This window comes from Streptomyces antioxidans, assembly GCF_000968685.2.
In the GTDB taxonomy this organism is placed as follows: domain Bacteria; phylum Actinomycetota; class Actinomycetes; order Streptomycetales; family Streptomycetaceae; genus Streptomyces; species Streptomyces antioxidans.
Genome location: NZ_LAKD02000104.1, coordinates 18,673 through 28,047 on the forward strand (window position 1 = coordinate 18,673; position 9,375 = coordinate 28,047).

General features: G+C 71.5%; 8 protein-coding genes and 1 tRNA gene. 5 read left to right on the forward strand and 4 right to left on the reverse strand.

All coding sequences use genetic code 11. From position 1 onward, the window contains the following. Positions 1-37: 37 nt before the first annotated feature. Positions 38-409 carry a transposase gene (locus VT50_RS40710; RefSeq protein WP_240529381.1) on the forward strand — a complete coding sequence of 124 codons (372 nt, stop codon included), beginning with the start codon at positions 38-40 and terminating at the stop codon, positions 407-409. Continuing rightward, positions 351-1,649, forward strand: coding sequence for a transposase (locus tag VT50_RS31145; RefSeq protein WP_240529382.1), 1,299 nt, complete (start codon positions 351-353; stop codon positions 1,647-1,649). The genes VT50_RS40710 and VT50_RS31145 overlap by 59 nt, the downstream gene beginning before the upstream one ends. Positions 1,650-1,718: 69 nt before the next feature. Here VT50_RS31145 and VT50_RS31150 read toward each other — a convergent pair whose 3' ends face one another. Together VT50_RS31150 and VT50_RS31160 are read right to left on the reverse strand one after the other, a co-directional pair. Continuing rightward, positions 1,719-2,132, reverse strand: coding sequence for a hypothetical protein (locus VT50_RS31150; RefSeq protein ID WP_046089736.1), 414 nt, complete (start codon positions 2,130-2,132; stop codon positions 1,719-1,721). 493 nt (positions 2,133-2,625) lie between these two features. Beyond that, positions 2,626-2,710: transfer RNA gene (locus VT50_RS31160), tRNA-Leu, on the reverse strand. Between the two features lie 244 nt (positions 2,711-2,954). Here VT50_RS31160 and VT50_RS31165 point away from each other — a divergent pair. Next, positions 2,955-4,292: a M20/M25/M40 family metallo-hydrolase gene (locus VT50_RS31165; protein WP_046089734.1), complete on the forward strand. Its 1,338-nt coding sequence runs from the start codon at positions 2,955-2,957 to the stop codon at positions 4,290-4,292. A 377-nt stretch (positions 4,293-4,669) separates the two neighbouring features. Continuing rightward, a complete protein-coding gene (locus tag VT50_RS31170) occupies positions 4,670-5,530 on the forward strand; it encodes a chaplin (protein WP_046089733.1) in 861 nt (286 codons plus the stop codon). 230 nt (positions 5,531-5,760) lie between these two features. Here VT50_RS31170 and VT50_RS31175 read toward each other — a convergent pair whose 3' ends face one another. After that, the gene (locus VT50_RS31175; protein ID WP_014059547.1) at positions 5,761-5,949 is read right to left on the reverse strand and encodes a DUF5703 family protein; all 189 of its coding nucleotides are present in this window, start codon (positions 5,947-5,949) and stop codon (positions 5,761-5,763) included. A gap of 47 nt (positions 5,950-5,996) precedes the next feature. Between VT50_RS31175 and VT50_RS31180 the strand changes: the two genes are divergently transcribed. After that, positions 5,997-6,674, forward strand: coding sequence for a hypothetical protein (locus VT50_RS31180; protein WP_046089732.1), 678 nt, complete (start codon positions 5,997-5,999; stop codon positions 6,672-6,674). 435 nt (positions 6,675-7,109) lie between these two features. Here VT50_RS31180 and VT50_RS31185 read toward each other — a convergent pair. After that, positions 7,110-9,375: helix-hairpin-helix domain-containing protein (locus tag VT50_RS31185; protein ID WP_079343929.1), on the reverse strand; the 2,266-nt coding region annotated here is incomplete at its 5' end.

Below are 9,375 nucleotides of genomic sequence, written 5' to 3' on the forward strand. Positions count from 1 at the left end.
GCGGGCGAGCAACCCGGGTGGCACGACGGCGATATGGGTGCGTGACCGGCTGGACGGGCTGTGGCGCGACGAGGACTTCGCCGACTGGTACCCCAGGGACGGACGTCCAGGGCTTTCGCCTGCTCAGTTGGCCACAGTCTGCGTACTGCAGTTCCTGCTCGGCCTGTCGGACCGGCAGGCCGCCGAGGCGGTCCGCTGCCGCATCGACTTCAAGTACGCGACGGCCATGGAACTGGATGACCCCGGCTTCCACCACAGCGTGCTGGCCGACTTCCGCGCCCGTCTCACCGAGGACGGCCGTGCCGACCGCCTCCTCGACCTCACTGGCCCGCCTCAAGGAGGTCGGACTGGTGCGCGAGCGCACCACGCAGCGCACCGACTCCACCCACGTCCTGGCCGCGGTGCGTGACCTGACCCGCCTGGAGCTGATCACCGAGGCGGTCCGCGCCGCACTCGAAGAAGTCGCCGGCACCTCCCCTCACCTGCTCGACGAGCTCATCGACGAGGACTGGGGACTCCGCTACGGCCGGCCGGTCCGCCTGGGCAAGAACCCCACCAAGCCCATGACCAGGATTCTTGCCGCCGGAGACGACGGCGTCCGGCTCCTGGAACATCTCTACCGGCGCGGAGCGCACCGCACGTCCGGTCCCCGCGTCCAGGCCCTGCGCCAGATCATGGTGCAGAACTACCACCGTGACGCCGCAGGACGCCTGCGCTGGCGCACCGCCGAGAAGGAAGGCGGGCCCGGGCTACCGCCCTCGTCCCGGGCGCTCGTCTCGCCCTACGACACCTCAGCCCGCTACGCACGGCACGGACACATCATCAGCTGGAGGGGCTTCGCCGCCCATCTGACCGAGACCTGCGCGTCCGACCGCCCCAACGTGATCACGGACGTGGCCACCACCGTGGCCACCACCCACGACAGCCAGGTCCTGCCCGGCATCCACACTCGCCTGTCCCGCCGCGGGCTGCTGCCCGCCGAGCACCTGGTCGACGCCGGCTACACCTCCCTGCCCCACCTGGAACAAGCCGCCCGTGAACACCAGGTCACCGTCTCCGGGCCGCTGAAGAGCAACCCCACGCACCAGCACCGCCGAGGCGAGGGCTTCGCCCGGGACGACTTCCACATCGACTTCGACCTTCGGCAGGTCACCTGTCCCCAGGGCCAGGTCAGCGCGGGCTGGCACGGCCCCTGCCCGACATCCTCGCCCACCGCTGCCCCGCTGATCGTGGCACGGTTCACCAAGAGCCAGTGCCGCCCCTGCCCGGCCCGCACCCAGTGCACCACCACCGCCGACAGCGCCCGCACCGTGGGCTTTCCCCCGCGCGAGCTCCGCGACCTGCAACTCCGCGTCCGTGCCGAGCAGCAGACGCCCGAGTGGAAGGCCCGCTATGCGGTCCGCTCCGGAGTGGAGGGCACGGTCAACGAGTTCGCCCACGGACACGGCATGCGCCGCTGTCGCTACCGTGGACAGAGCAAAGCCCACGTCCAGCACGTCCTGACGGCCATCGCCATCAACATCGAGCGCCTCAGCGGTCTCCCACCAACCGAGAAGGCACCCCCTTCCCGACGACCGACCGCCTTCCAGAGCTACCTCGACCGGTGCGGGATCTCCAGGCCAAAATCCTGGCGCACCCTGGGCACCTGACCTCGGCAACTCCAAGATCCCCGACAGAGTCAAGCTAAGAGTTGTCCCGTAATCCCGCGAGGCTGAGGATCATGCTGCGTCAGGGTCGGTGCCGATGGCACCGGCCGAGCGAAGCGAACGCCCGAGGTCTCCGGTGAGGATGCGCGGGTGTCGCCGCCACCACCACAGGTCGGGCCCGGGCAGTCGGTGGAACTGGTCGAGTGCTTGGCCGTCGTCGTTGACGGTCGCGGCCCGGTACCGGTCGTCCAGAGATCTGATCCGCGGGGTCCAGAGCTGGACGATGTGTTCGTCCAGCAGGAGCCATGCCTCGTGTAGCCAGTTCCGGCAGTAGAGGTCGTTGGTGTACTCGTAGATGTCGTCGTCGTAGCCGCACTCGATGACGCTCACCAGGGCGGCCCACGCGTTCACCCTTTCAGCGATCGTCAATCCCGTCCGCCAGCCGCGCTGGTGCAACAACTCCTCCGCCTCGGTCTCCGTAGCCACAGGCGGAGAATCTCACGCGGAAGCCGTCCGGACGATCGAGATGCCGTCCCGCCAGAGACTGCGGGCCCTGAAGCATGATCAAGGTGAGACGATATGCAGGCCGCTCAACCCGACATTGCACCCGCCCCAGACGCAGAGGACGCTGAACGGGTGATCGCCGAATGCGATAGCAAGCTCACCCGCTACCGCGAAGCCCTGGAAGCAGGAACGGACCCGAAACTCGTCGCCCAGTGGACCGCCGAGGTCCAGGCCCACCGCGCCGAAGCACTCAGCCGGTCACGCCAGGTCACCGGCCAGCGCCGAATGACCAAGGACGAGATCCGCGCAATGCTCAAACCGCTGGGCCCCATCCGTGACGCCCTCGCCGACGCCGGGCCGCGGGACAAGGCCGAGATCTACCAGCAACTCGGGCTCAAGCTGATCTACGAGCCCGGAAGACAGCTCGTGCGGGCCGAGGCAACGCTCGACCCGCACAAGTTGGGGATATGGTCGGTGTCCGAGGGGGGACTTGAACCCCCACGCCCGATAAAGGGCACTAGCACCTCAAGCTAGCGCGTCTGCCATTCCGCCACCCGGACCAGGTGTCTGCCGGTCGGCCCGTGGCCGCTCCGACACGGAAAACCATAGCAAACATCGGGACGTGCTCGATCACGGCCGGGCGTGGCCCGGAGTGGTCGGGCGGGTGGGCTGTGTGACGGGGGTATGACGGCGGTATTGCCGCCTTGGGCTGGGCGGGTGCGCGGAGGAGTATGGGCGGGTGACCCCCCGCCGCGGGGTCCGATGGCTGGGCGTACCGCGGCAGCGCAACGACGAGGAGGCATCGTGAGTGAGTCGCTTTCGAACGCGACGACGACCGGGACGGTCAAGGGTGAGGACGAGGTGGTCGACCTCTGCCGTGACCTGATCCGGATCGACACCAGTAACTATGGCGACCACTCCGGCCCCGGTGAGCGCGCGGCCGCCGAGTACGTCGCCGAGAAGCTGGCCGAGGTGGGCCTCGAGCCCGAGATCTTCGAGTCGCACAAGGGCAGGGCGTCGACCGTGGCGCGGATCGAGGGGGAGGATCCGTCCCGTCCCGCGCTGCTCATCCACGGCCACACCGACGTCGTACCGGCCAACGCCGAGGACTGGACCCACCACCCCTTCTCCGGCGAGATCGTGGACGACTGCGTCTGGGGCCGGGGCGCGGTGGACATGAAGGACATGGACGCGATGACGCTCGCGGTCGTCCGGGACCGGCTGCGCAGCGGCCGCAAGCCGCCGCGCGACATCGTGCTGGCCTTCCTCGCCGATGAGGAGGCGGGCGGGGTCTACGGGGCCAAGCACCTGGTCAACAACCATCCCGAGCTCTTCGAGGGCGTGACGGAGGCGATCGGCGAGGTCGGCGGCTTCTCCTTCACCGTCAATGAGCAGCTGCGGCTCTATCTGATCGAGACCGCTCAGAAGGGCATGCACTGGATGCGGCTCACGGTGGACGGCACCGCGGGTCATGGCTCGATGACCAACAACGACAACGCCATCACGGAGCTGACCGAGGCGGTCGGGCGGCTCGGGCGGCACAAGTTCCCGGTGCGGGTCACCAAGACCGTACGGTCCTTCCTGGACGAGCTGTCCGATGCCCTCGGCACCCCGCTCGACCCGGAGGACATGGACGAGACGCTCGCCAAGCTGGGTGGCATCGCGAAGATCATCGGTGCCACGCTGCAGAACACCGCCGCGCCGACCATGCTCAACGCGGGCTACAAGGTGAACGTCATCCCGGGGCAGGCCACGGCGCATGTGGACGGGCGCTTCCTGCCGGGGCTGGAGGACGAGTTCCTGGCCGACCTCGACCGCATCCTCGGCCCGCGGGTCAAGCGGGAGGACGTGCACGCGGACAAGGCGCTGGAGACCACCTTCGACGGGGCGCTGGTGGAGGCCATGCAGTCGGCGCTGAAGGCCGAGGACCCGATCGCGCGCGCCGTGCCGTACTGCCTCTCGGGCGGTACGGACGCGAAGTCCTTCGACGACCTCGGCATCCGCTGCTTCGGCTTCGCGCCGCTGCGGCTGCCCCCGGAGCTGGACTTCGCCGGGATGTTCCACGGGGTCGACGAGCGGGTGCCGGTGGACGGGCTGAAGTTCGGTGTGCGGGTGCTGGACCGGTTCCTGGACGCCAGCTGAGGCCGCTGCGGGGCCAGCCGGTGGTGCTCTGCAGGGCTCACTGCTGGGCTGACACGTTCGGCCTAATCGATCACACATACTGAAGGGACCAAAAAGGGTGAATGGTGTCGTAGCTTGATAGCTTGATTGCTCCCTCCTCGTTACATGGTGTGTGCGGCTCGTCACCGGGCCGCGATGCCGACAAGGGGGTGGTGCTGTGCCCCGCCTTCGGCAACTACCGCATCGATCACGTGACATCGGGTCACGGTCCACCGGGGTGTGATCCCGGGCGGTTTCGGAGTGTGTGTGCGCTCCGGGGCCGCTCGGGGATGGGGGTGCGGGCGAGGATCGCCCGCGCACGCTCCGTCCGGGACGGAAGGCTAGGGGAGCAGACAGTTATGCGACAGGTTGCGAAAAAGGGCCTGATCACCGTAGCCGCGGCCAGCGGCGTTCTCGCCGTGACCGGCGGCTATGCCCACGCGGCGGGGTCGGGCGCCGATGGTGGCGCCGCGTACTCGCCGGGCATCGTCTCGGGCAACAACATCCAGGTCCCGGTGCACGTGCCGGTGAACCTGTGCGGAAACACGGTCAGTGTCATCGGTGTCTTCAACGGCGCGGGCGGGGGGCAGTGCGGCGACCGGACCGGTGGCGCCTCGGGTGCCTCGTCCGTCGGTGGCGGCTCGCAGGCCAGCGGTTCGCAGTCCGGGAGCTCGCAGTCCGGGAGCTCGCAGGCTGGGAGCTCACAGTCCGGCGGCTCGCAGGCGCAGGGCGGCAGCAGCGGCTCGTCGGGCATCGCGTCCGGCAACAACATCCAGGCCCCGATCGGTGTTCCGGTCAATGTGTGCGGAAACAACGTCACGGCGGTCGGGTTCGGGAACAGCAGTGGTGGGGGCGACTGCGGGGAGACGGTGCCGGCGGTGCCGGAGACCCCGGAGGAGCCCGGCAACCCGGGGAACCCCGGGAATCCGGGGAATCCGGGCAACCCCGGAAACCCTGGTCAGCCTGGGAATCCGGGCAACCCCGGTAACCCGGGGGGTTCGAATCCCGGTGGTGGCTCGGAGCAGCCCGGAGACTCCTCGCAGGGCCACCAGGCCGAGCACACGGGAGTCCACGGCCTCGAGCCGTCCGCAAACGTCGGCGACCAGGAGCAGCTCGCGCACACTGGAGCGGGCCCCGTGGGGCTGGCGGTTCCGGCCGCCGCGGGCATGCTACTGGCGGGCACGGTGCTCTACCGCCGGGCCCGCGCCGCGCAGCGCTGATCACATCTCGCGCTGATGGGCACTGGCCCGCGCTGATGGACGCTGGCCGGTGCCGGGTGGTGATCCCACCGCACCACACACCGTGCACCGCGCCTCATGCGCCCCGCGTCACCCACCCGATTCCATACGGCGGGTGACCGTGGCGTCACTCCGGGCGGGCCCCGCAACCGGCGGGGCCCGCCCGGTCATGTTCCGGCCCGTCTCCGCCCGTCCCGGCCTGTCCCGGCCCGCTACCAGGTCGCCCGGAGCTGGCGGATGATCCGGCGCCGCAATCGCACTCTGCGGCTGCCGTCGGGGTTGAGTCTCAGGCGATCCAACTCCCAGTGTCCGTACTCGGCATGGTCGGTGAGCAGGCGGGTAGTGGCCTTGCGGGAAACACCGCGTGGCACATACACATCACAGAATTCGTATTCCGGCATCGCATCTATTGTGCGGGAACTGCCCTGCTACGGATAGCGTCTGCACTATGTCTGATGCTGCGCAGCCATCCGCTGCCGAGGTACGTGCCGCCGCTGAAGCGGTGAAAGCCGCACTGGATCGTCACCTCGACGCTGTCGAACGCCGGTCGGGGGAAGGCGATCCGGCCGTCTACGCCGCGTTCAACGAACTGGCCGCGGCAGCCGAGGTCTACGACGAGCTGCTTTATGACGCCTACGACGAGGTGACGCCCTTCGAGATCCCCGGTGACGACCGCCTCCCCGCCTATGCCGGGCCGGACGAGCCGAGCGCGCTGAGCGTGCTGATCCGCAGGGACTACGTCGTCGCCGAGCCGCAGCGACTGCTGTCGCAGGCGCAGCGGATCGCCGACCTGGATCCGGACATCGACACGGGGAACGACAAGGAGGGCGGGGCGGCCGCAGGGGAGAGCGTGCACACCGCCCTGGGGGTGGTCTTCGGCGAGTTCGAGCCGGACGAGATCGCCTCTCGGCACAAGGAGTTCGGGCTGGAGGAGGGCGACTCCACGCTCTGGGTGGTGGCGGCCGAAGAGCCCCCGGAGCCGGGGGAGTGGCTTTCCGCCCCCTTCGACCAGGCGGATCCGCATATGGTCGTGTGCCGCTTCGACATGAGCTCGGTCTTCGACGAGGAGGCCGAGGACGAAGGCGAGGACGAGGATGACCTGGAGGTCCTGGAGCCGGGCAGCTGAGGTCTGAGGTCCGGGATCGCCTGGCCCGGGGCCACTCGGTCTCGGACCGCTCCCCGATTTCTGGGGGTCGGGTCGCTGGGGCCTGGGTCGCTGGGGCTCTGGATTGCTGGGTTTCGGATCGCTCGGGCCCGGCGGTGGGTCGCACCCGGCGCTGGTTCGCGTTCGGTGGTGACTCTGGGGCGCTCGGGCCCGGATTGCTCGGTCTCGGGCCGTGGCTTCGGGCTGCTCGGTTCCTGGGCGGCTCCGCTTCTGGGTGCTTGGGCCTAGGTGGCTCGGCTTCGGGCTGCTTGGGTCTGGGTGGCTTGGGCCCGGATTACTTGGCTTCGTACCCCGGCCCCGGACCGCTTGGTCGTGAGGGGCCGGGCGATCCAGGGCCGGGGGCGTGCGGAGGACCGTCGCGGAACCGGGTTTGCGGGGCCCGGCGCGGGCCGTCGGTCAGCCAGTGGGCGCGGGTGGGACCTGGGCCTGGAGGAGGGCGCGCAGGCGGGTGGTGCGGTCCTTGAAGGGGATCTCCGCAACCGCTCGCGGCAGGGCCGCGTCCGCGCCGTGGACCACCGACAGATGGAGCTCACCGCGGCCGAAGGCCGTATAGACCCAGGCGCGGGTCAGCCCCGCCGCGGCGTCGCCCGGCAGCACCACTACGGCCGCGGGCCAGCGTGCTCCCGCCGCCTGGTGCGCGGTGAGGGCCCAGCCGTGCCGCACCAACTCGCCGACTTCCTCGCGCTCCACCACGACCGGTGTGCCCGCGCAATCCAGGTGCAGCCCCTCGGCGTCCGCCGAGACCACGGTGCCCGGCACCGCACGGCCCGGGGCCGGGGTGTACGCCACGCGGTCGCCCGGGTCGAAGCCGCCGAACCGGCCGGGGCCGGGGTTGAGGCGGTCCTTCAAGGCCGCGTTGAGCGCGCGGGTACCGGCCGCGCCGCCGTGGCCCGGGGTGATCACCTGGGTCTGCTCGGGCGGGACGCCGATCGCACGGGGCACCGAGTCGGCGACGAGCTGCACGGTGCGGTGCACCGCCTCGCCCGCGTCCCGCACGGGCACGATCACGACCTCCTTGCCGGGCGCCTCCACCTGGCTGAGCTCGCCGATCCCGATCCCCGAGACGAGCTCGCCGATGGGGCCGGGGTCGGGGGTGCGGGAGACGACCTGTGGGCAGCGGCGGGCCGCCACCAGGTCCGCGAAGACCCGGCCGGGACCGGCCGACCACAGCACCCCCGGGTCCCCGCTCAGCACCAGACGGGCGCCGTCCGGCAGCGACTCGACCAGCATCGCGGCCGTTTCCACATCGAGCTGCGGGGCGTCCAGCACGACGAGCAGATCGAGTGCCAGCGCGCCCTCCTCGTCGCGTCCGGGGCCCTCGGCGTCGGCCAGCAGCCCCGCGACCGTGACGGCGGCCGGGATGGTCTCCCGGGCCTCGTCCGGTCCCGCGCCTGGTCCTGCGTCCCGCCCTGGGGCCGCGACCACGTCCGGACCGGCGTCCGGACCGGCCGGACCGGCGCTCGGGGACTCGCTCAGTGCGGCGGCCAGCCGCCGCCTGCCGTCCTCGGTGTGCGCCGCCGCATAGGCCCGCAGGCCCATGGCCCGCACGGCGGCGACCAGCGCCGCCGGTTCGGCGCGCGCCGCCTCGCCACCGCTGTGGGCGACCAGGCCGTGGGCCGCGACGCTACGGATGAGCTCCGCAGCGGAGGGGGACGGCGCGGCGGCGGCCGCGCGCTCCCACTCGGCCTCGCCCGGCGAGGCCTCGCCGTCCTGTGCGGGGGCGAAGGTGCTCGCGAGCCGGGCGAGACCGTCGGCCAGGCTCTCCTCCGCCAGGGCATAGCGGTCCAGCCCCAGCAGCACCCGCACCGGCTGCTCGGCGTCCTCGTCCTCGGCCGCCCGGGGACGCACCCCCGCCGGGGCGTCGAGCGCGTCCTGGAAGACCAGCACCGCACCCTCCGCGATCGCGGTGCGCAGCGCCTCGTCCGGATCCGGCACCGATGCCTTGGCGAGCGCGTCGCGCAGCGCGGACGACTCCAGCGCGGTGTGCCCTTCGAGGGCGGCACGCTCCAGCAGCCAGCCGGTGAGCGCCAGCGCACGGCGCTCGTCGCCGGGCTCGCACGCTGGGCCGAGCAGGGAGCGGGCGAAGCCGTCCGCCTGGTCGGGGCGTACGCCGGGCACGGCCAGCAGCTGCCAGGGGTCCTCGCGCAGTGCCTCGGCGGCGTGCTCCCCGAGGGTTTCGGCGACCTTTCCGGCCAGGGCCTCGGGGGCCCCGCCCGCCGCGAGCACCTCCCGGATGCCGCCGCTGCCGGGGACCTCGCCCCCGGGCCCACGCGCCGGACGGGCCGACGGCGGACGTACGGGAGCGGGCGCGGAGGCGGGGGCCGCCGCGCGGGCCCGCTCACGGGGTGCGGCGGGGGCGGCAGGGGCGGCGGGCGCCGCCGGACGCGGGGCGGGGGCGTCGTTGAAGAACGACGCCGCCGAACGCTCACCGCTCTCCACGGCCCGTACGGCAGCAGCCAATGCCTCAGCCGCCACCGACCGCCGCCCCTTGCCCCCACCACCGGAGCTCTCGGGGCCCCCGGCCGTGTCGTGTCCGTGGGGTGCCGGGGTGCTGTTGCGCGCGTCCGTCTCGGCGCTTGCCTCCGTGTCGCCCTGGCCCGCTTCTGCGCTGGATGTGCCGTGTCCGGTGGGGGGCTGCTCTCGGTCGGTGTCTTCGGTGTGG

What these genes read in the sequence shown, in the direction of transcription:
- VT50_RS31170 (WP_046089733.1), top strand. Translation starts at nt 4,670, where the DNA reads ATGCGACAGGTTGCGAAAAAGGGCCTGATCACCGTAGCCGCGGCCAGC.
- VT50_RS31175 (WP_014059547.1), bottom strand. Translation starts at nt 5,949, where the DNA reads ATGCCGGAATACGAATTCTGTGATGTGTATGTGCCACGCGGTGTTTCC.
- VT50_RS31180 (WP_046089732.1), top strand. Translation starts at nt 5,997, where the DNA reads ATGTCTGATGCTGCGCAGCCATCCGCTGCCGAGGTACGTGCCGCCGCT.